Here is a 19673-nt window from a genome sequence, read left to right as displayed (position 1 = left end):
GGCGATGTGCCGGTGTAGCCGTCGCGGGTTTCGGCGATTTGGCGGATGCGGGTGCGGCAGGCGTACCAGCCGGCGACCATGAGGATGCAGGCGATGGCGGTGACGAGCATGGTCAGGGGTGAGTCGATGAAGACCATGATGAGGACCCCTACCAGGAAGAGCAGGGAGAGGTAGCCGGTGTAGGGGGCGCCGAACATGCGGAAGGAGGGGCGTTGGACCCAGCCTTTGTCGGCCCAGCGCTTGAGCTGGATCTGGCAGAGCACGATGGTGGCCCAGGTCATGATGATGCCCACGGAGGCGATGTTCAGCACGATTTCGAAGGCGTCGGCCGGGACCAGGTAGTTCAGCGGAACCCCGAGGAGGGACACGACGGCGGTGATGGCGATGCCGCCGTAGGGGACGCCTGCCTTGTTCATGCGGGAGGCGAACTTGGGGGCCGAGCCGTTGACGGACATGGAGCGCAGGATCCGGCCGGTGGAGTAGAGCCCGGCGTTCAGCGAGGACAGGGCCGCGGTGAGGACGACGAGGTTCATGATGACGTCCACGCCCTGGACGCCGATGGAGCCGAAGAACGTCACGAAGGGGCTGACGCCTTTTTGGTAGGAGGTGAAGGGCAGCAGCAGGGCCAGCAGGATCACGGAGCCGACGTAGAACACGGCGATGCGGAAGACCACGGAGTTGATGGCCTTGGGCATGATTTTTTCGGGGTTTTCGGTTTCGCCGGCGGCGGTTCCGACGAGTTCGATGGAGGCGTAGGCGAACAGGACGCCCTGCATGAGGATGATCATGGGCAGCAGGCCGTTGGGGAAGATCCCGCCGTTATCGGACAGGAGGCTGATGCCCACCGGCTGGCCGGAGACGGGGGTGCCGAAGATGACGAAGTAGGTGCCGATGATCAGGAACGCGACCAGGGCTGCGACCTTGATCAGGGCGAACCAGAATTCCATTTCGCCGAAGACTTTCACGGAGACCAGGTTCAGTGCCAGGACCACGATGAGGGCGGTCAGTGCCCAGGCCCACTGCGGGACGTCGGCCATCCAGGGGATGTAGTTGCCGAAGAAGTGCATGTAGAGGGCGGCGGCGGTGATGTCCACGATGGTGGTGGTGGCCCAGTTGATCCAGTAGAACCAGCCGGAGACGAACGCGGCTTTTTCGCCGAAGAATTCACGGGCGTAGGAAACGAACGAGCCCGAGGAAGGCCGGTGCAGGACCAGTTCGCCCAGGGCGCGCAGGATCAGGAACGCGAAGAACCCGCACACCGCGTACGCGATGACCAGGGACGGGCCCGCGGCGTTGAGCCGGCCGCCGGCACCCAGGAACAGGCCGGTACCGATCGCACCGCCGATCGCGATCATCTGGATCTGCCGCGGCTTGAGGTTCTTGTGGTAACCCTTGTCCTCCGCGTGCAGGGAGGTCTCGGACGCATGCGCATGACCACCATCAATCAAGTGGTCTGGAAGGGGGGAATTTGTCATAGGAGTGTCCTTTGGGGGATGTGGCACTACTTGCTGAGGTTCGCCAGGCGTTCGGGGCTAAGGAGTTCCTGGAGCTGGGCATCCGTGAGGAGTCCGTGCTCGAGGACGAGTTCGGCCACGCCCTTGCCAGTGGCAAGTGCTTCCTGCGCGATGGCAGTTGCGGTGGCATAGCCGAGGTGGGGATTCAATGCGGTGACCAGGCCGATGGACTGTTCCACGGTCCGGCGCAGGTGTTCGGTATTGGCGGTGATTCCACGGATGCAGCGTGCCGTAAGGGTGCGGCAGGCTGCCTCGAGGTGGGAGATGCTCTTGTGGAGGCTGTGGACGATGATCGGTTCGAAGGCATTGAGCTGGAGCTGTCCGGCTTCGGCGGCCATGGTGATGGTGACGTCGTTGCCGATGACCTCGTAGGCCACCTGGGAGACCACTTCCGGGATGACCGGGTTGATCTTGCCGGGCATGATGGATGACCCGGACTGCACGGCGGGAAGGTTGATTTCACCGAAGCCGGCACGCGGACCGGAGGAGAGCAGGCGCAGGTCGTTGCAGATCTTGGACAGCTTGACGGCCACGCGCTTCAGCACACCGGACAGGTGCACGAAGGCGCCCACGTCCTGGGTGGCTTCGATGAGGTCCACGGCGGTGACCAGCGGCAGCCCGGTGATCTCGGCAAGGTGCCGGCACGCGGCCTCGGCATAGCCGGCAGGAGCGTTCAGGCCTGTGCCGATGGCGGTGGCGCCGAGGTTGATTTCGTGGATCAGCAGCTCGGCTTCCGCCAGGCGCAGCCGGTCCTCACCGATGGTGACGGCGTAGCTGCCGAACTCCTGGCCGAGGGTCATGGGGACGGCGTCCTGCAGCTGGGTGCGCCCCATCTTCACCACGGTCCGGAATTCCATGGCCTTGGCGGCGCAGGCATCCTCGAGTTCCTCAAGTGCTGCCAGCAGCTCCCGGGCAGCGAAGATGGTGCCCAACTTGACGGCTGTGGGGTACACGTCGTTGGTGGACTGGCTGAGGTTGACGTGGTCGTTGGGGTGCAGCCGCGCGTAGTCGCCCTTGGGGTGGCCCAGGATTTCCAGGGCGCGGTTGGCGATGACCTCGTTCGCGTTCATGTTCGACGACGTCCCGGCGCCGCCCTGGACCACGTCCACCACGAACTGCTCGGCAAGCCGGCCGGCCATGACATCCTGGCACGCCTGCTCGATGGCATCGGCGCGTTCGGCGTCCAGGAGGCCCAGTTCCCGGTTGGTCCGGGCGGCAGCCAGTTTCACGGCTGCCAGTCCGCGGACCAGGTGCATGTTGGAGGACAGCTTCTGGCCGGTGATGGGGAAATTCTCTACCGCCCGGAGCGTGTGTACGCCCCAGTAGGCGTCGGCAGGTACGTTCCGGTCGCCCAGCAGGTCATGTTCGGACCTGGTCGGTGCCGTAGTGGCGTCCGCCGTTGTGTCGATGATGGTCATGGGTGTCCTCACAGGGCTTCGTTGTCGGGCGTGGACTGGTTGGTGTTCAGGAAATCAGTTGCCAGCAGCTGACCCACCGGGTGGCCGCCGCCCAGCACAGGGGCGGTGGCGATGCCGGCCAGCGGTTCGGTGTCCACCCCCAGGGCATCCAGCAGGTGGACGGTGGCGGGCATCCGGGCGCGGTCGCCGCCGTCGGAAATCTTGACGGCAACGGCGCTCCCGTCAGCCAGGCCCACCAGCTGGACGCCCTCAAAGCCGTCCTTTGCCACCGCGCCGGGCAACAGGCGCATCAGGGCGGTGACATCGCGGCCTTCGCCGGCCACCATGACCGGGTGCTGCTGCATCGCAAGCCCGACGGCGGCTTCCGGACTGCCGTCGTCGTCCGCGGCAGCCTTGGCGATGCGGCCGAACGCCCGGGCGATGCCGGTGAGGGTAAGGGCGAACAGGGGCGTGCCGCAGCCGTCTGTGCTCACGCCGGCCGGGTCTTCGCCGGCCAGGTCGGCGACCGTCCGGGCCACGAGCTGCTGAAGGGGGTGCGTGGGGTGCAGGTATCCTTCCACCGGCCAGCCGTTGAGCAGGCAGGTGGCTGCCATGGCGGCGTGCTTCCCGGAGCAGTTCTGGGTAATCCGGGTGGCGCTGCCGCCGTTGCGGAGCCAGTCCTCGCGCTCTGCGGTGCCGTAGGGGAGGTCGGTGCTGTTTTCGAGGTCGGTGGGGGCAAGTCCGTGCAGTTCGAGGATCCGCAGGGCGCCGTCCCGGTGGGCGGCTGCACCGGAATGGCTGGCTGCGGCCAGGGCCAGCAGATCAGCGGGAAGTTCAAGGCCTGCACGGACCATGGCTACTGCCTGGAGGGGCTTGAGTGCCGACCGCGGATAGAAGGGCGCCAGGGGGGTGCCGGCTGAGGCCGCGACGGAGCCGTCGGCCGCCAGGGCAACCGCGGAACCGTAGTGCACGCTTTCCACCAGGCCGTCCCGGATGGCGGCCACCAGGGGCGTGTGCTGCGGCAGGGCCAGCTGGGCCGGGGCAGCGGTGTGGGCAGCAGAAGACACGGGGGATGGCATGGAGTCCTTGGAAGGGTCGGTTGGATCGTTGTTAGTTGTTGAGGATGGAGTCCAGGGCGACGCCCACGGCTTCCAGGTGGTGGGCCATGGCGGCGCGGGCGTTTTCCGCGGCGCCTGCCTCGATGGCGGCAAGGATCTGCTGGTGCTCAATATCGGAGGCATGCTGGCGGTCTGCCACCATGTTCAGCGTCTCGGACTGGTGGGCCAGCGCGTCCCGGATGTCAGCCACGACGCTTGCGAACACTTTGTTGCCGCTGGCCCGCGCGATCGTGGCGTGGAAGCTGGAGTCCAGGGCCACCCAGGACTCAGGATCAGTCTCCGTGGCCATGGCGGCAACGATCCCGCGGAGGATTTCCAGTTCCTCCGGAGTCCGCCGCTCCGCAGCCAGGCCGGCGGCGGGAACTTCGATGTGCGGCCGGGCTTCCGTTAGGTCCCGCGCCGAATAGTGCCCCAGGGTGAGGTCGTTGGCTACCTTGCTGGCGATGACGAATGTTCCTTTGCCGGTTCTGGTGACGGTGAGTCCCAGTGCCGTGCAGGAGCGAAGGGCTTCCCGGATGACCGAGCGGCTGACTCCGTACTGCTGTGAAAGGGTGGATTCCGAGCTGAGCTTGGTTCCGACTGGAATCGCACCTGACTCGATGTCCTCACGGATGGCGTTGAACACCGCCTCGGCAGCGCTCAGCCGGGCGAGGGGACGGAATGCAGGCTGTCCTGCTGTCCGGCTGTCTGACAGGTTCACGCCTTAAATATGGCACTGGTCACAGTTGCTGTCAAGCTCTCCCTAGTCCTTCCGTGCGTTGGCCGAGCGCCGCCGCTGCTGCCGCCGTCGTGAACGGACATGCCAGACGACCAGTCCTGCAAGCACCATCGCAGCGATGACGACGGCGAGATCCCGGCCCACTGCCTGGGAGACGGCCTCGTAGGAGTTGCCGGCAAGGAAGCCCAGCAGGACGAAGCCGGTGCCCCACACCACGCCGCCCATCGCATTCCATACCAGGAAGCGGCCGTAGGGCATCCGCGAGGTGCCCGCCAGGGCGGGCATGACGGCCCGGAAGAAAGCGGTGAAGCGGCCCAGGAAGACCGCGGAACCGCCCTTGCGGCGCAGGAAGTCCTGTGCGTTCTCCAGCTTCTCGGAGTGCCGGCGCAGGGCTTTGGTCTTCATGATTCGGGTGCCCAGGTGCTTCCCCACTTCGTAGCCCACGCTGTCCCCGATGATCGCGGCGACCACCACCACGGCCATCATCACGCCCAGCTGCACTTCGCCCCGGCTGGCCACCACTCCGCCAAGGACTGCCGCCGTTTCACCCGGGATCACGAAGCCGATGAACAGGGCGTCTTCGGCGAAGACCAGGCAAAAGACGGCGACGTACGCCACGAGCGGGCTGACGTTCAGGAGGCCGTCAATGAAGCCCGTCATGGCCGTGGGTCAGCTTTGGGGAGCTGGAACCGGGCCCAGCTTTGCCAGGAACGGCACCTTAGCCAGGACCAACAGGCCAAACCTGTTCCACAAGCCGGTCAGGAAAGCCGCCCCGGTGGCTGCTGTGAGGAACGACGCCGTGACATCCGTTGGATAGTGCACGCCGAGGTAGACCCGCGAGAGTGCGACGGCAACCGCCACCACGATTCCCAGGATGGCGGCGGGCCGCTGCCACCTGGTGCCGCGGGCCAGCAGGAAGACGGCGATGGCCAGCGCGGAGGCCAGTGCCACGTGTCCGCTGGGGAAGCTGTCGGTGCCCGGTTCGGGGATCAGCGGGTTGTACAGCGCTGTGGAGTCCGGCCGGTGCCTGGCTACCAGGACCTTGAACAGTTCGCTGCTCACCCACCCGCCGGCCGCCACGAGGCCGGTGGCCACGGCGTTCACAGGGCTGCGGCGCACCAGGAGCAGGTAGAGGCATAGGGCCGCGATCATCAGCACGCCGCCCGCAGGGCTGAACACCACGTTGATGACCATGGCCACGCCCGTCAGCTGGTCGGTGTGGTCGTGGCTCAGTTCGGCGTCCACGGACATGTCCGCAGATGTCAGCGCCGGGATGAACCTCAAGGCAAGGCCGGCGGCCACGATCAGGATGGCCGCGGTCACGGGAACTGCTATCCAGTGCCGAAGCTGGGGGAGTACCGCCATGCGCACAGCCGCGTCATCCACTGGAGATGCTGGCTTTGGGGATCGGTTGGTAGGGGACGTCACGGTTCAGCCTGGTTCTCTCGGCGGTCAGGGTACCTACGAGTATGCGCCTGCTCCGCTGGAAGAAACCTGTGAATACGGCCTCTACAGGTGCTGGATGCCTGCCCGCTGCATCGCATCCCGGTAGGTTTCAACGCTCTTGGCCAGCAGTTCTTCCTGCTTGGCGTCAGAAACAGCAAAGGCCCTGCCGCCAAGGGCGGAGGCCTTGTAAATTTTGATGCCGGCGTTCTTCAGTGACGAGTGGTACGTCTTCTCGAACAGGGTCAGGAACGTGGATGCATCCGTACCGTGCGCGATGATGGCCGAGACCCGCGAGTTGATTTTGAGGAACTGCCGGAACGGGCGCAGGCCGTCGGTCTTCTCCTGGACACTCAGGGCCGAGGGGCTGCCGCTCTCGCGGATCCAGGGATAGGCGTTCCACGGCATGACGTAGCGGGGGTCCAGTTCAGCGAGTTCGTAGATCTGGGTGGCGCGCCGGGCGGCCTCGTCATCGTTGTTGTGGGAGACGAATCCGGATTCGGTCCCCTTGCCCGGGCTGGCCTGGAGGCTGATGATCCTGCACTCATCCTCGTCGTGGATGGGGTCGATATAAGGGACAGTGGAACCGGGCTTCTTTTCCATCAGTTCATCGCAAAGCTGGGTTACCTTTGCGATGTTCGGTTCCTGTAGCAGGGCCTTCTTTTCGTCCCAATCAATTGTCACGATTTCTCCCTTGGCAGCGAGGCGTCCAGAATCAGGCGTCCTATGCCACTCTACGCTTCCCACGGGAGGGGTGGGCATACCGAATTTCCCGCGAAGGCCGCCTAGTGCCTGCCCCGAAGGTGCTGGTCGTGGAGCTGGTGGAGTTGTTCGTCCGTCAGTTCGTCGAAGGCTCCGGCCTCGCGTTTATCGCTCCGCGAAAAGCGGACGAACATGAGGATGATCAACGGCAGGTCCAGGACTTCGCAGATAAACCACAGCAGGTTTCCGGCGAACTGCTGGTCCTGGATGGCATCCCTGAACCACCACTGGGGGTTGGGGGCCGACATGGCATGATCCAGCACCTGGCCGTTGAGGCTCAGCAAAATCCCTGGAACCGCGTCGATAAGCAGCTCGATGAACACGAACATGAATTCAAGGGTCAGGTATGCACTGGACCGTTGAAAGTCCGACTCTTCGATGATGGGCAGCGCCATCAGCAACCCCAGAAGCGGGACCCCGAGGGTAAGAAGGGCACCGGCCACCGGGTCGGTGCGCAGCGTGTAGAACGCGGGCGTGAGGAAGGTGGAGAAGAGCGCCAGCCCGAGCAGCGGCGCGCCGAATGAATTGCTGACGAACCGTACGGGCCGGCTGGACAGGACCTTGTCCAAGGCTGCTGTGCCCTTGGCGGGGAGCGCTGCCCGCGCCAGGGTGAGGGGTTTGCCCAGGCCGATCAGCAGCGGGACCACAAAGAGCAGCAGGGATATCTTGATGGTGAAGGCCCACCGCTGCTGCGCCCCGTAAACCCCTGTGAACCCGCAAGTCAGGACAACAAACGACCCCAGGCCCAGGACGTAAAAGGCCACGGCGCGCCACACCGGCCAGCGTTTACCGCGTTGCGCGGCTGACCACATGCCCCACCCGTACAGAATGCCGCCCACGGCCGCGAAAGCCACGGCGGTCCAGTCGAACTGCCAGGAATAAACAAGGATCTCAAGGGGTGGCACGCGCCAAGGTTAGCCGCCGTTCCTGAGAGCTGCATGATCGTGCGCCTCCCGCAGGCGCTGTGCCGGGGAGTGGTGGTGCGGTGGAGTGATAGGTGTGGCCGGTTGGGGTGCTGGTCGCCACGGTGTGCCGAGGCCCGGGGACTGGTTTCGTGGTCCAGCCGCGTGTTTCTTTGGTGTGGTTGCAAGCCTCGCAGAGGCCTTGGCCGTTGCCGGCGGTGGTGGGTCCGCCGTTGTGCCAGGCGGTGATGTGGTCGTGGTGCCTGATCGGGGCGTCGCAGTACGGGGTCCGGCATGTGTCGTCCCGGACCTGGAGGAAGCGTTTCAGCCCTGATGGGAAGAGCCGGGCCTTGGAGTCCATTGCCACCAACTCCCCGCTGCCTGGGGTGGTGTAGAGGCGGCGGACCCAGAGGCTGAGGTCCTTGTCACCAGCGCCGGTGAGGGCGATGTGCCGTGCCCGGGTAGCGGGAATGGTGCCGTAGCCGGGCAGCCGCGCGGGTTCGGCGTCGGCCTGCAGGAAGGTGCGGTCGGTCATGACGAGCTGGATCTCTACGCCGGTCACTCCGCCGGGGGTGCCGGTGACGCGTTCGACAAGGGTGTCGGCCATGACCTGTCCCCGCGACCGGTCATCCCCAGCCGACCGGGCCGTGTCGGAGTCTCTCGTCAGCGCGGCGTAGGCGGCGACACCCTGGGCGGCCGGGAGTAGGGCGGTCAGGTAGGTCATCGTGTCCGGGGCGGGGCGCAGGCTCACGCGCCGCTCGCCCACTGCCCGGCTGGCACGCTTCGTGACCGAGGCCGGGTCCCGGCGGTACGCCGCCGCCCGGGCGGCGGCGCTGATGGCTTTATCTCCCATGCCGTGCAGGGCGCCCGTGTCCGCGGCGAGTTCCTCATCCACCCCGGCCCGGTCCTCGACCGACAGGCAGATGGTTTCCTTCACGATCAGGGTGGCACGCCACTCATTGACCAACCCGGCACGGAACGCGGCAAACGTATGCGGCATCCCGGTCAGGGCCTCAGCCAGGCCCAGCAGCCGGGACGCCCTGGCCGGTGACTCCCGCCGGGCCAACGCGATCTGCGCCGCGACGCCGGCTCCCTGCTCATCGGCTGGGACCCCAGCTTCAGTCTGCTCCTGCCTCTGGGATAGATCGAAGGCGACGGAAATTCCGGCTTGACGGGCACCGGCCAGGCACTTCAGGTCCTCCAGGCCGCGGATCTGGTTGATCTTCCCGGCATCATCGCCGGCCATGGGAACACGAGCCAACAGCTCAAGAACATCATCAATGGAAGGTGTGGCGGGCGGGTATGGCGTGGCACCCACAGCAGACAGTCCGGCATATCGCACCGCCCGTTGCACTCCTGCCGATTCCAAAACCGCTTCCATGACCAAAGTCTTCCAGCAGGGTGTGACAATCCCGGCCACCCAAGGTCCCTATGTGTAAAACGCACACGCAGCAACGGCCCGAGCCATGCTGTTCAATGGAATATGCAGTTCACCAAGAAGGGCCTGAAGGCCGAGGGTTTCGCCGGCTTCCGACCTATACGGAACCTCGAAACCATGAGGATTCCGCAGGGAACAGGCCTCTTTACGGTCGTGGCGCCGGAAGATTTCCAGGCGCGCTTTCTCGCGAAGAGCACCGCCGGCGTCTTCAAGAAGAAGGATCCGTCCCTCTCTGCAGCCGCACTGGCCGCCGAGTGGGTGGAGGCGGCCGTTGTCCTCTACCTGGGGAAGGCCGGACCCGGAAGCAAGGGGAACCGGGGGCTTCGGCGCCAGATCCAGGAGTTCGTTGACTTTGGGCAGGGTAAGCCGCCCGGTCACTGGGACGGGCGGCTTATCTGGCAGCTCGCTGACGCCGGATCGCTGGCTGTTGCGTGGAAGGAGCTTCCGGCGGACCAGCTGAACGGTGCCGAAGCGGGCTACCACGCTGCTTTCGTGGCGGAATATGGCCGGTTGCCGTTCGCCAACCTTGTGCAGGCACGTACCAAGACGGGCGCCTGACGTCGGCAGCACGTCTGTTACGCGGGCCCCCGCAGCCGCTCCATCTCGCGGCGGTCCTTTTTGGTGGGCCGCCCGGCGCCCCGGTCGCGCTGCGGCAACCCTAGCGCGGGAAGGACGGGCCGTGGGGGAGTGTGGTCGGTAAAGCAGTGCGAGGCGGGTTCGGCTCCCACACGTTTTGCGATGAGCCGGCGCACCTCGAGGATGCGCTCGTATCCCGGCATCCGGACGGTTACGGTGTCGCCCGTGACCAGCGTTGCAGAGGCTTTGGCGGGGCTGCCGTTCAGGCGGACATGGCCGGCGCGGCAGGCTGCGGTGGCCGCGGACCGCGTCTTGTAGGCGCGGACAGCCCACAGCCACGCATCGATTCGGACACTGGCGGGGGCGGATGGGAGGCTGGTCATGATTGGCACCGAGTATAGCCCCGGAGCCTGCGCGTCACTCCACCGTCACGTTGACCCGCTGCACCACGTTGTTGCCCATTCCCTGATAGTTCCAGTTCTGCTCCAGGGGCTGGATGGCGCCGGTGATGTCGGTGGCGCGGCAGGCGAGGACGTGTTCGCCCGGGTCGGCAACCCAGGGCAGTGTCCAGCGCCGCCACGCGAAGCCGCCTGCAGGTTTGTCCAGGTGGGCGGACATCCAGGTGCCGTCAATCCCCACCTCGACGGCGGCTATGGCGCCTTCACCCGACCAGGCCCTGCCCTCCAGCATCACCGGGCCCGCAGGGAGGAACCGCTGCCGCGTGAAGAAGTCCGGCACGCCCGGCGGAACCATCAACGAACGCACCCTGATCCGCGAGACCGGCCTGCCGGCGTCGTCCGCAGAGTCCTGGTAGCGGTAGGCCGTCTGCTGCTGGAAGCCGGTGAACGGCGCCCTGACCACGTCGATGGACTGCAGCCACTTGACGCTCGCCATGCCGTACCAGCCCGGGACCACCAGCCGCAGCGGGTAGCCATGCTGTGGGGGCAGTTCGGCGCCGTTCATTTTGTAGGCGAGGACGACGTCGGGACGCTGCGCCTCGCGGATCGGCAGGCTCCGCGCGTATTGCTGGAGAACGCCGCCCTGCACGCCGGAATCGGCGCCGGTGAAAACCACTTCCACAGCATCCGGAAGTACACCTGCCCTGCCCAGGAGGTAGGCCAGCGGTACGCCGGTCCAGTGCGCGGTGCCTACCGCTTCCAGGATCCACGGCTGGCTCAGGGGGCGGGGCTCCAGGAGTGACCGGCCGTTGCCGGCGCACTCAAGGGTGACGGGCACGGTAATCGAAGGGTCCCGGCGCAGGGCAGCCATGCTCAGCTCCAGGGCCCGTTCCACCGCCCCTCCGATCCGCAAATGCCAAGCGGCGGCGTCGAGGTCCGGGATGTCGAAATGCGTCAGCACGTAGTGGAGCCCGGGCGGCGTGACGTCACGGCGAAGCGCCTCCAACGGCATTGAATGGTTGCGGGCCGCGAGCTGAAGCTCCTCGTGGGTGAGCGGACCTGCCGTTGGCTCGGCTCCGGGCGACTCAACAGTTGCCTGCTCCGCTGACCGCTCCCGGGTGGACTGCTGGTTGCTGTGCTTCATGGCGCTGCGATTCTGCTCGCTGACTTGGTGGGACGCCCCCGCCAACAGGTCTACGCCGGGACCACCCGCCCGTCAACGAAATTTAACCTGCTACAGCACGGGCCGGGTCAGGAATTCGGCAAGGCTGATGGGGTCCTGCCCGGTCAACCCGTGGACGTCCGGCGAAAGCCCGGCCATCTCGCCCGCGGCCATCGCCGTATAGGTGCTCACCCACGCGTCCAGCTGCCACTGGGGAGCGCCGTAGTAGGCCCGGGACGCGTAGGCTTCCTCCACTGTTTCCGGCTGGTAGCTGATGGTCCGCCCGGTCCCTGTGTTCAGGACCTCGGCAGCCTGTGCCATGGTCAGTTCCTCCGGCCCGGTCAGGTCATAGGTCATACCCTTGTGGATGGCCGGGTCACGGAGCACGGCATGGGCGCAGCGTGCCACGTCCTCCCGCGCAACCCCTGAAAACACCCCGTCGCCGGCCGGGCCGCGGATCACGCCGTCGTCCCCGGCCAGGAGGGGGAGGAAGTCCAGGTAGAAGTTGTCGCGGAGGAAGGTGTACGTCATCCCGGACGACTTGATCCGCTCCTCGGTGGCGTAGTGGTCCCGGGCCAGGGTGAACGTGGCATCCCGGGCGGCCCCGTAAAAGGACGTGTACACCACATGCTCCACCCCGGCATCAGCCGCGGCATCCACAAACGCGTAATGCTGCTGCAGCCGGTCCTCGGCTTCCGCGGCGGAAACCATGAACAGGACCTTGGCCCCTTCGAGCGCCTGGCGGGACGCGGCACCGTCCCCGTAGGAACACACCGCCAGATGGGCATCGTCCAGCTCCGGGGCCCGGGCAGGGTCGCGCACCAGCAGGCGCTGGGCGAAACCGGACGCGGCAAGCTGCCGCGCCACCATTCCGCCCAGGCCCCCTGTGGATCCGGTGACCGCGAGGGCCGGCAATTCCGACGGGGCCGCCACTTACGCCTCCCGGCCGGCCGGCGACTTGGTCTGCGCAGGGTCCCGTTCGGCAAGGCTGCCGACGGCGTCGTCGATCTTCTTGAGGACCTCCGCCTCCAGCTTCACGCCCGCAGCGCCCACGCTGTCAGCGATCTGCTCGGGCCGGGAGGCGCCGACGATGGCGGACGCGACGTTGGGGTTCTGCAGGACCCAGGCAACAGCGAGCTGCGGCATGGTCAGGCCGGCCTCCTGGGCAACCGGTTTCAGGTCCTGCACAGCAGCCAGCACGTCATCACGCATCCAGCGCTCGATCATCTTGGCACCACCCTTTTCGTCCGTGGCGCGGCTGCCTTCCGGAGCGGGCTGGCCGGGCTGGTACTTTCCGCTCAGGACGCCCTGGGCCATGGGTGACCAGACAATCTGGGATACGCCCAGTTCCTCCGACGCCGGGACCACCTCGGCTTCGATCACGCGCCACAGCATGGAGTACTGCGGCTGGTTGGAGATGAGCTGGAAGCCGAGTTCCCTGGACAGCCTGTGCCCCTCGCGGAGCTGGTCCGCCGTCCACTCGCTCACGCCGATATACAGCGCCTTGCCCTGCCGGACGATGTCCGCGAACGCCTGCATGGTTTCCTCCAGCGGCGTTTCAAAGTCGTAGCGGTGGGCCTGGTAGAGGTCCACGTAGTCCGTCTGCAGCCTCCGCAGCGAACCGTTGATCGATTCCATGATGTGCTTGCGGGACAGGCCAAGATCGTTCTTGCCCTTGGGGCCGGTGGGCCCGAAGACCTTGGTGAAGATTTCCAGGGATTCGCGGCGCTCGCCCTTCAGCGCCTCGCCGAGGACGGTTTCCGCGGCGGTGTTGGCGTAGACGTCAGCTGTGTCGAAGGTGCTGATGCCGGCGTCGAGGGCGGCGCGCACGCATTGGCTGGCGACGTCGTTCTCCACCTGGGAGCCGTGCGTGAGCCAGTTGCCGAAGGTGATTTCCGAGACTTTGAAGCCGCTGTTTCCGAGGTATCTGAATTCCATGGGTTTCACGCTAACCCAGATGGTTGCTCAGGGTAAGGGCTTAGCCGGTCTCCTGCGCCTTGTCCTTCAGTACCTGGCCCGGGCCGGCCAGGGAAACCAGGGAACCCGTGTCCAGCGGCGGTACCGGGTGGGGCGGCTGGGGCTTCTTGAAGGACCTCGGCAGCTCATGCGGCGGCCGGTGGTTGTGCAGGGCGGACTCCACCAGCGGTGCCACCTGGCCAACCTTGTCGGCAGGCACGGCCGGATCCGGAAGGTCCCGGACGGACAGCTTGATGTCCGGCCTCTCCGCCCGCGCCCTGGCCCGGGCCCGCTTGTCCGCTTCCGCCACGGCTGAGGCCCAGTCTTCAGCCAGGACCGGGGGCTCAGGGCGGGCCGCGGCAAGCTTTGGATGGCGTACGACGGCGGTGCGCAGCGACTCCTTCAGCCGGTCCGGCTTGAGCGCGGCGACACGCTGGCCGGACGGCTTGCGGGCCTGGGGCGGCTGTGCGGATGGGCCGGCAAAACGGGCGCGGTCCTCTTTTCCGGGGACACGCCCGAACAGGACCATCAGGACGATGGCGGCCAGCCGCCCCAGACCTGCGAGGACCAGCGTGATGACGCCGAGCAGGAAGAGGACCCCGAACATCAGCAGGGCCACGCCCACGGTGCTCAGGAAGGTCAGGTTGAGGACGAGAGTGTCCGGTTGTTCCACGTTCTCTCTCCTCTCTGTCCTGCTTTCAGGGCCGGCCCGGGTCACCGGACGCGGGCCGCAAGCTCCTTCTCCACCATACGGATTTTTGTCCCGCCATGCCCCCGGGGACGGGGCCGCGTCCGAGGTTGTAGCGAAGCTGTTACCGGATATGACAGCATCACCGGGTGACCGAATCGATTGAGTCCGCCAACTGCATGTGCCTGTCCGGGGAGACCTATGCTGCGTGTTGCGGGAGGTTCCATTCCGGCACAGCGTCTGCAGCGACGGCAGAGCAGCTCATGCGCTCCCGCTACAGCGCGTTCGTCCGGCTGGACGAGGACTACCTGCTGCGCACGCACCACCCTTCCACCGCCCCGGCCGCCATGGACCTTGACCCTGCCATGCAGTGGCGCCGGCTGGACATCCTGGCCACCAGCGGCGGCGGCCCCTTTGAAACGGAGGGTACGGTCGAGTTCAAGGCGTATTACCGGCATGGCGGGGACCGCGGCGTCCTGCACGAGAACAGCAGGTTTGTCCGGGAGGGCGGCCGGTGGCTGTACGTGGACGGCGACATCCTCGCCTGACTACTCGCCGTCGTCGTAAAACTCGCTGTCTGGTGTGAAGCCGGCGCGGTCAACCTTTCGGTGGAACCGCATCCCCGTCAGTCCGCCCAGCACGGCGCCGATGAGGGCCACCACGGCCACCACTACGGCCGCGATGATGCCGGTGGTGGTCAGCTGGCCTTCATTGATGGGGATGCGCGGGAAACTGTTGAGGTTTGCCAGGACATTGAACTGCTGCCCCGCCACCATGCCCAGGATTGCCACCACGACCGCGGCGATCAGGGCCCAGATCCACACCATGAGCCCCTGCTTGGCACCGTTGAAGCGGGCCATCCTGCCTGCCACGTAGCCACCCGAGTAGTAGGAGAGGAACAGGATCACCAGCAGCACGATGATGCCCACCAGTCCCACGGTGCCGCTGTTCTGCGCCGCCTGGTTCACGGCCGCATTGACATCGGTGTTGTTGGCAAGTCCCACCGCGGTGCCCGCGGCTGCAACCAGTGCGGTCAGCAGTACCGCCATGCCGGTGGCGGTCAGCCAGCCGAAGAAAGCCGAGCCTACCTTGATGCCGCCAAAGCGCTCCTTCTGGCGTGCGACGGCGGTCTCCCGGTTGGCCAGCGTCGGGTCCGCCACCGGTTCCACCACGGGGGTCACGGTGGTTGGTGCAGGTTCGTAGGCCCGCTCGGCCGTGGGTGCAACATAGTCGCGGTCGCGGTCCCTGTCGTAGCCGCCGGCGCTGTCATAGCCGCGCTCCCTGGGGCGGACCGGGGCTTGGTCGGCCGGGGCCCGGTCAAACGAGCGAGTGGCGGCGTCGTCCGCGGCTGCTTCCCGGTGGCTTCCGCCGCGGGTGGCTTCGTCCTCGCGGGCGCGGCGGGGAGGCAGGTTTTCTGGGTCCGTTGAGCTGCTCATGGTTCAACTCAACCACCCGCCCCCAGCGATAGCAAGCGTGCTTACTATTTTGTGACCTGCGGTTTTACCGGTATTTGCGGTGCAGGTCCTCTTTCCTGGACGGGCCCGGGGTGGCGTCGGCAATCCACGGGCCGGTGCCTTCGGACGGATCCAGGATCCCGGCCTCGAGCCAGGTGTAGTCCCCGGCGAGGACCTTCCGCGTCAGCGCGTGGTCGGCGTCGTCCGTGTTCCGCCACAGCTGGTCGAAGTACTCGTCCACCCGCACCCGGGCCTGCTCGCAATAGGCGTCGGCGAGTTCGTAGGCGCCGGCGCCCTTGTCCGGGGAGGTCCTCAGGAGCATCTCCGCCCGCGAGCAGCAGGCTGCCATGGCGAAGAGCTCGGCACCGATATCCACCACGCGGCCCAGGAACGCCTGCTTCCGCTCCAGCTTGGCCTGCCACCGGCCCATCCCGTAGAAGGTCTGGCGCGCCAGCCGGCGTGAGGACCGTTCCACGAACCGGAGGTGTTTGGCCAGCCTGCCGAATTCACCGTAGGACCGGGGGTCCATGCCGGCCCCGGCCACGAGCTTGGGCAGCCATTTGGCATAAAAACCGGAAGCCCCGACGGCGGCTTTGGCTTTGTCGGCAAGGCTCGCATCCAGCGAGGCGAGGTCGCCCGCGGCGGCCAGGTGCGCGTCCACCGCTTCCCGGGCAATCAGCAGCCGCATGATTTCGGAGGACCCTTCGAAAATCCGGTTGATGCGCAGGTCCCGCAACTGCTGCTCCGCGGGCACCGCCCGTTCACCGCGGGCCGCCAGCGACTCGGCCGTCTCAAAGCCCCGGCCGCCCCTGACCTGGACCAGCTCGTCCGCGATCCGGCAGCTGATCTCCGTGGCCCACAGCTTGGCGAGGGCCGCCTCGATACGGACGTCCTTCTGGCCGGCGTCGGCAAGTTCGGCGGAGAGTTCAAACACGGCATCCAGGGCAAAGGCTGATGCCGCAATGAAGGCGATCTTCTTGCCCACAGCCTCATGCTCGCCCACGGGCCTGCCCCACTGAGTGCGGGCGTTGGACCACTCGCGGGCGATCTTCAGGCTCCAGCGGCCGGATGCCACGCAGAGCGCGGGCAGCGCGAGGCGGCCGGTGTTCAGTGTGGTGAGCGCGATCTTCAGGCCCTGGCCCTCACGGCCCAGCCTGTTGGCCGCCGGTACCCGGACCTGGTGGAAGCGGGTCACACCGTTTTCGATGCCGCGCAGGCCCATGAAGGCGTTGCGGTTTTCCACCGTGATGCCCGGCGAATCCATCTCCACCACGAACGCGCTGATGCCGCCCCTGTGCATGGTGCCGTGGGCGTCGGTGTGTGCGGGGACCACGGCCATGACCACTACCAGTTCCGCGATCACCCCGTTGGTGGTCCAAAGTTTCACGCCGTCCAGAAGGTACGCGTCGCCGTCGTCCGTCGGCGTTGCCGTACTGCCCAGCCGGGCAGGATCGCTGCCCACGTCCGGTTCGGTAAGGAGGAATGCGGTGATGGCCCCGGCTGCGCAGCGTGGCAGGTACTCGCGCTTTTGTTCCGGTGTGCCAAAGACCTTGACCGGCTCCGGAACCCCAATGGACTGGTGGGCGGAAATAAGCGCGCCCAGGCTTGGGTGCACGCTGCCCAGGAGGGCAAGGGCACGGCCGTAGTACACCAGCGACAGGCCCAGCCCGCCGTACTCCTCCGGAATCTTCATGCCAAAGACACCCAGGTCCGCCAGGTCCTTGATGTACTCGTCCGGGATCTTCGCGTCCCGTTCGATCACCTGCCCGGACATGGTTTTGGCGAACTCGGTGAGGCGGGCCATGAACGCCTCACCCCGCTCCACGGACGCCGCGTCCGCGGCGGGCCAGGGGTGGACCAGGCCCAGGTCGAAGCTGCCCAGGTAGAGGCCTTTGGCGAAGCTGGGCCGGTCCCAGCCGGATTCCCGGGCGGCTTCGGCGACGGCGCGGGCATCTTCGGCGGTGGCTCCGGCGCCGATCTTGCCGGCGGGAACGGGTGTTTCGTCAGCGGGGGCGTCTTTGGCCTGGCTGTCAGTTGCGGAGGTCATGGGTTATCTCCTTGGCCGGATAGGCCGGTGTAGCCATGGATCCGCCGGGTTGGAGAACCCTTCAGCTGTCACTCAAGATTACCCGCGGGTAGGTTCCGGTACTAGGGGACGTTTGGCCCTGGAAGTCGCCCGAAAGGTCCACTGCAGCGGCCCGGTGGACCAGCCGGTCCCACCCGTGGTTGATGCCGTGGACTACGGCCAGGAGGGTATTGGCCAGCACCGTCCAGGTGAGCTTTCCCGCGCCCAGCAGTACCAGGGCGATGAGCCCCGCCGTGAGGACGAATGCGGCCAGGATTGCGCCAAACACCAGTGTCCCGATGAAGACCAAGGTGGCTGTTTCCACTGAGCTTAGATCGAACTGCATGAATCCCCCTGCTGCGACGTTGCTTTGCATAAGACTGCGGTGGCCAAGACCAGTAGCAGAAGCGTAGGGGGACAGCCTCGCCGCCAGCCAGAGCAGGATGGGGCAGATGTGACTGTTGATGCAGGATTGAAACACTACCCGCAGGTAGGTCACGGAGCGGTAGCGGCAGCCTGCGTTAACCTTGTAGTTGGCACTTTTCCGGTCCGTCCCTTCGGGCCGCATCTGCCCAGCCCCCGCCCGACAGCCCAAGGAGAGTGCGTGCCCCGCTCCGCCAGGTCATCCGCTGACGCCATCAGCGCCCGGCTCCGGGACCTCGAACTCCTGACCAAGGGCCCGGCCTGGGCCCTGACACGGTCGGCGCCCTGGGTGATTGCCGTGCTCCAGGCATCCTTCACCCGCACCAGGCCGCAGGTGCCGCTTGAGGAATTCCACGCCGACGTCGACTCCTTCCTCGAGGAGCTCCGGCGGCAGGATCCCGGGCTGGGCGGAGGGGCCAACGGCAAGGCGTTCGGTGACGAATGGACCCGGCGGCAGTTCCTGACCCGCCGGAACCAGTCGGGCAGGATCGTTTATGAGGCCACGGAACCGGCCGCCCGTGTGCTGGCCTTCCTGGACAGCCTGTCCAGCGAGCGGTCCACCCTGAACGGTTCCCGTCTGGGCACGCTGCTGGGGGACGTGGAAAAGCTCGCCAATGAAACCAACCCTGACCAGAGTGCCCGCCTCGAAGCCCTCGAAGAGGAAATAGAGGAACGGCAGCAGCTGATCCAGGACATCAGCACCGGCGAGTTTGACGGCCTGCTCGACGACGATGAGGCGGTGGAGGCTGCCGGGAACATCCTGGACCTCGCCGCGAGCCTGCCCGCCGACTACAAGAAGATGCGCGACCGGATCGAGGAACTGGTAGGCGAACTGCGCAACCAGATCATCGAGGAATCGCTGACCAAGGGCGCCACGATGGCCCAGGTGCTGGAAGCGGACAAGCGGCTCCGGCAAAGTCCCGAGGGCAGGACGTTCCGGTCCTTCACCGCATTCCTGGAGGACCCGCAGCAGCAGGTGCGGTTCCGGTCGGCCATCGGCGAGGTCCTGAGCCGCCAGTTCGCCGACGACCTGTCACCCGATGACCGCGAAACCCTGAAGAACCTGGTGGCCGAGCTCCGCCAGCAGCACAGCCAGATCCAGCGCATCTACGGCAAGCTCAGCGAAAGCCTGAACACCTACATCCAGAGCGATGACTTCCGCCAGTCCGTCCGGCTCCGGCAGGTCCTGCGGGAAGCGGAGCAGGCCATCCGGTCCCTCCCTTACGAACGGGAACGCCCGGCACTGGTTCCCGGCCCGGTGCTTTATAACGCCCACTTTGAGTCGCTGTCCATGGTCAAACTCTTCGATCCGGACGAATTCGCCGCCCCGCCGCGGCTGGCCGACCCCATCGCCTTCACCGACTCGGACCGGGTGCGCTCGCCCAGGACCGGCAAGGCGAAACCTGCGGTGGTCCGGGCGGCCATGGCGGGCGCAGCGACACTTGCCCAGGCCTGGCAGCAGTTGCCGGCCGAAGAGCAGCACATCAACAGCATCCGGGCGCTCCTCTCGGAAGCCCTGCACGCCGGGGCCGATTTCAACCGCGGGGCCTGGGATGGCCTGGACTTCGAACAGATAGACGGTTCCACCCGGAAGGCCTACCTCCCGGTGGTCACGCTCGCAAAGGATTCAGATGACTGAGGTCTCACAAGAAGACGGAC

At 66.5% G+C, this 19673-nt stretch carries 20 protein-coding genes; 3 read left to right on the top strand and 17 right to left on the bottom strand.

Annotation, left to right across the window (positions count from 1 at the left end; translation table 11 throughout):
• The 9 genes from ACTJK0_RS19455 to ACTJK0_RS19415 all read right to left on the bottom strand — a co-directional run.
• Positions 1 to 1475, bottom strand: a 1475-nt coding sequence (locus tag ACTJK0_RS19455) for an amino acid permease (RefSeq protein WP_440746288.1), incomplete at its 3' end; no start/stop codon positions are given.
• Positions 1476 to 1501: 26 nt separating this feature from the next.
• Positions 1502 to 2932 (bottom strand): aspartate ammonia-lyase, encoded by a 1431-nt coding sequence (locus tag ACTJK0_RS19450; RefSeq protein ID WP_440746287.1) that lies wholly within the window; start codon positions 2930 to 2932, stop codon positions 1502 to 1504.
• An 8-nt stretch (positions 2933 to 2940) separates the two neighbouring features.
• Positions 2941 to 3990 (bottom strand): asparaginase, encoded by a 1050-nt coding sequence (locus ACTJK0_RS19445; RefSeq protein ID WP_440746286.1) that lies wholly within the window; start codon positions 3988 to 3990, stop codon positions 2941 to 2943.
• Between the two features lie 31 nt (positions 3991 to 4021).
• The gene (locus ACTJK0_RS19440) at positions 4022 to 4729 is read right to left on the bottom strand and encodes a FadR/GntR family transcriptional regulator (protein WP_110545729.1); all 708 of its coding nucleotides are present in this window, start codon (positions 4727 to 4729) and stop codon (positions 4022 to 4024) included.
• 42 nt (positions 4730 to 4771) lie between these two features.
• Positions 4772 to 5407 carry a DedA family protein gene (locus ACTJK0_RS19435; protein ID WP_110545730.1) on the bottom strand — a complete coding sequence of 212 codons (636 nt, stop codon included), beginning with the start codon at positions 5405 to 5407 and terminating at the stop codon, positions 4772 to 4774.
• 9 nt (positions 5408 to 5416) lie between these two features.
• Positions 5417 to 6112 (bottom strand): phosphatase PAP2 family protein, encoded by a 696-nt coding sequence (locus ACTJK0_RS19430; RefSeq protein ID WP_110545774.1) that lies wholly within the window; start codon positions 6110 to 6112, stop codon positions 5417 to 5419.
• Between the two features lie 144 nt (positions 6113 to 6256).
• Entirely contained in the window at positions 6257 to 6874 is a 618-nt protein-coding gene (locus ACTJK0_RS19425) for a uracil-DNA glycosylase (protein WP_110545732.1), read from the bottom strand.
• Between the two features lie 101 nt (positions 6875 to 6975).
• Positions 6976 to 7857 carry a cytochrome c oxidase assembly protein gene (locus ACTJK0_RS19420; protein WP_110545734.1) on the bottom strand — a complete coding sequence of 294 codons (882 nt, stop codon included), beginning with the start codon at positions 7855 to 7857 and terminating at the stop codon, positions 6976 to 6978.
• On the bottom strand, positions 7844 to 9100 hold the full coding sequence (locus ACTJK0_RS19415; protein WP_440746290.1) for an HNH endonuclease: 1257 nt from the start codon (positions 9098 to 9100) through the stop codon (positions 7844 to 7846). Before ACTJK0_RS19415 ends, ACTJK0_RS19420 begins: the two co-directional genes overlap by 14 nt.
• A gap of 237 nt (positions 9101 to 9337) precedes the next feature.
• On the opposite strand from ACTJK0_RS19415, the gene ACTJK0_RS19410 reads away from it, so the two are divergent.
• Positions 9338 to 9850, top strand: a complete 513-nt coding sequence (locus tag ACTJK0_RS19410; protein ID WP_440746285.1) for a hypothetical protein — start codon at positions 9338 to 9340, stop codon at positions 9848 to 9850.
• A gap of 17 nt (positions 9851 to 9867) precedes the next feature.
• Here the strand turns inward: ACTJK0_RS19410 and ACTJK0_RS19405 are convergent, their stop codons facing one another.
• The 5 genes from ACTJK0_RS19405 to ACTJK0_RS19385 all read right to left on the bottom strand — a co-directional run bounded on the left by ACTJK0_RS19405 (position 9868) and on the right by ACTJK0_RS19385 (position 14057).
• Positions 9868 to 10251, bottom strand: coding sequence for an RNA-binding S4 domain-containing protein (locus ACTJK0_RS19405; RefSeq protein ID WP_110545737.1), 384 nt, complete (start codon positions 10249 to 10251; stop codon positions 9868 to 9870).
• 34 nt (positions 10252 to 10285) lie between these two features.
• Positions 10286 to 11410: a sulfite oxidase gene (locus ACTJK0_RS19400; protein WP_440746284.1), complete on the bottom strand. Its 1125-nt coding sequence runs from the start codon at positions 11408 to 11410 to the stop codon at positions 10286 to 10288.
• A 90-nt stretch (positions 11411 to 11500) separates the two neighbouring features.
• Entirely contained in the window at positions 11501 to 12361 is an 861-nt protein-coding gene (locus ACTJK0_RS19395) for an SDR family oxidoreductase (protein ID WP_440746283.1), read from the bottom strand.
• On the bottom strand, positions 12362 to 13366 hold the full coding sequence (locus ACTJK0_RS19390; protein WP_110545742.1) for an aldo/keto reductase family protein: 1005 nt from the start codon (positions 13364 to 13366) through the stop codon (positions 12362 to 12364).
• A 40-nt stretch (positions 13367 to 13406) separates the two neighbouring features.
• Positions 13407 to 14057, bottom strand: coding sequence for a hypothetical protein (locus ACTJK0_RS19385; RefSeq protein ID WP_440746282.1), 651 nt, complete (start codon positions 14055 to 14057; stop codon positions 13407 to 13409).
• A gap of 194 nt (positions 14058 to 14251) precedes the next feature.
• On the opposite strand from ACTJK0_RS19385, the gene ACTJK0_RS19380 reads away from it, so the two are divergent.
• Entirely contained in the window at positions 14252 to 14620 is a 369-nt protein-coding gene (locus ACTJK0_RS19380; RefSeq protein ID WP_110545775.1) for a YchJ family protein, read from the top strand.
• On the opposite strand, the gene ACTJK0_RS19375 is transcribed toward ACTJK0_RS19380, so the two are convergent.
• The 3 genes from ACTJK0_RS19375 to ACTJK0_RS19365 all read right to left on the bottom strand — a co-directional run bounded on the left by ACTJK0_RS19375 (position 14621) and on the right by ACTJK0_RS19365 (position 17937).
• A complete protein-coding gene (locus ACTJK0_RS19375) occupies positions 14621 to 15508 on the bottom strand; it encodes a hypothetical protein (protein ID WP_440746281.1) in 888 nt (295 codons plus the stop codon). It lies immediately after the preceding gene.
• A 64-nt stretch (positions 15509 to 15572) separates the two neighbouring features.
• Positions 15573 to 17573: an acyl-CoA dehydrogenase family protein gene (locus tag ACTJK0_RS19370; protein ID WP_440746280.1), complete on the bottom strand. Its 2001-nt coding sequence runs from the start codon at positions 17571 to 17573 to the stop codon at positions 15573 to 15575.
• Positions 17574 to 17634: 61 nt separating this feature from the next.
• Positions 17635 to 17937 (bottom strand): hypothetical protein, encoded by a 303-nt coding sequence (locus ACTJK0_RS19365; RefSeq protein WP_110545748.1) that lies wholly within the window; start codon positions 17935 to 17937, stop codon positions 17635 to 17637.
• Between the two features lie 258 nt (positions 17938 to 18195).
• Here ACTJK0_RS19365 and ACTJK0_RS19360 point away from each other — a divergent pair, with 258 nt between their 5' ends.
• Positions 18196 to 19653, top strand: coding sequence for a DUF3375 domain-containing protein (locus ACTJK0_RS19360; protein WP_110545750.1), 1458 nt, complete (start codon positions 18196 to 18198; stop codon positions 19651 to 19653).
• Positions 19654 to 19673: the final 20 nt, after the last annotated feature.

Origin of the sequence: Paenarthrobacter sp. 22069 (genome assembly GCF_052046035.1) — a bacterium.
Lineage (GTDB): Bacteria > Actinomycetota > Actinomycetes > Actinomycetales > Micrococcaceae > Arthrobacter.
The sequence above is the reverse complement of the archived record's forward strand: the minus strand, read 5'-3'. Positions and strand labels throughout refer to the sequence as shown.

Coding starts and splice junctions, on each gene's coding strand:
- ACTJK0_RS19450 (WP_440746287.1), bottom strand. CDS start 2,932: ATGACCATCATCGACACAACGGCGGACGCCACTACGGCACCGACCAGG.
- ACTJK0_RS19445 (WP_440746286.1), bottom strand. CDS start 3,990: ATGCCATCCCCCGTGTCTTCTGCTGCCCACACCGCTGCCCCGGCCCAG.
- ACTJK0_RS19435 (WP_110545730.1), bottom strand. CDS start 5,407: ATGACGGGCTTCATTGACGGCCTCCTGAACGTCAGCCCGCTCGTGGCG.
- ACTJK0_RS19430 (WP_110545774.1), bottom strand. CDS start 6,112: ATGGCGGTACTCCCCCAGCTTCGGCACTGGATAGCAGTTCCCGTGACC.
- ACTJK0_RS19415 (WP_440746290.1), bottom strand. CDS start 9,100: ATGGCCGGCGATGATGCCGGGAAGATCAACCAGATCCGCGGCCTGGAG.
- ACTJK0_RS19410 (WP_440746285.1), top strand. CDS start 9,338: ATGCAGTTCACCAAGAAGGGCCTGAAGGCCGAGGGTTTCGCCGGCTTC.
- ACTJK0_RS19405 (WP_110545737.1), bottom strand. CDS start 10,251: ATGACCAGCCTCCCATCCGCCCCCGCCAGTGTCCGAATCGATGCGTGG.
- ACTJK0_RS19400 (WP_440746284.1), bottom strand. CDS start 11,410: ATGAAGCACAGCAACCAGCAGTCCACCCGGGAGCGGTCAGCGGAGCAG.
- ACTJK0_RS19390 (WP_110545742.1), bottom strand. CDS start 13,366: ATGGAATTCAGATACCTCGGAAACAGCGGCTTCAAAGTCTCGGAAATC.
- ACTJK0_RS19380 (WP_110545775.1), top strand. CDS start 14,252: ATGTGCCTGTCCGGGGAGACCTATGCTGCGTGTTGCGGGAGGTTCCAT.
- ACTJK0_RS19375 (WP_440746281.1), bottom strand. CDS start 15,508: ATGAGCAGCTCAACGGACCCAGAAAACCTGCCTCCCCGCCGCGCCCGC.
- ACTJK0_RS19370 (WP_440746280.1), bottom strand. CDS start 17,573: ATGACCTCCGCAACTGACAGCCAGGCCAAAGACGCCCCCGCTGACGAA.
- ACTJK0_RS19365 (WP_110545748.1), bottom strand. CDS start 17,937: ATGCAGTTCGATCTAAGCTCAGTGGAAACAGCCACCTTGGTCTTCATC.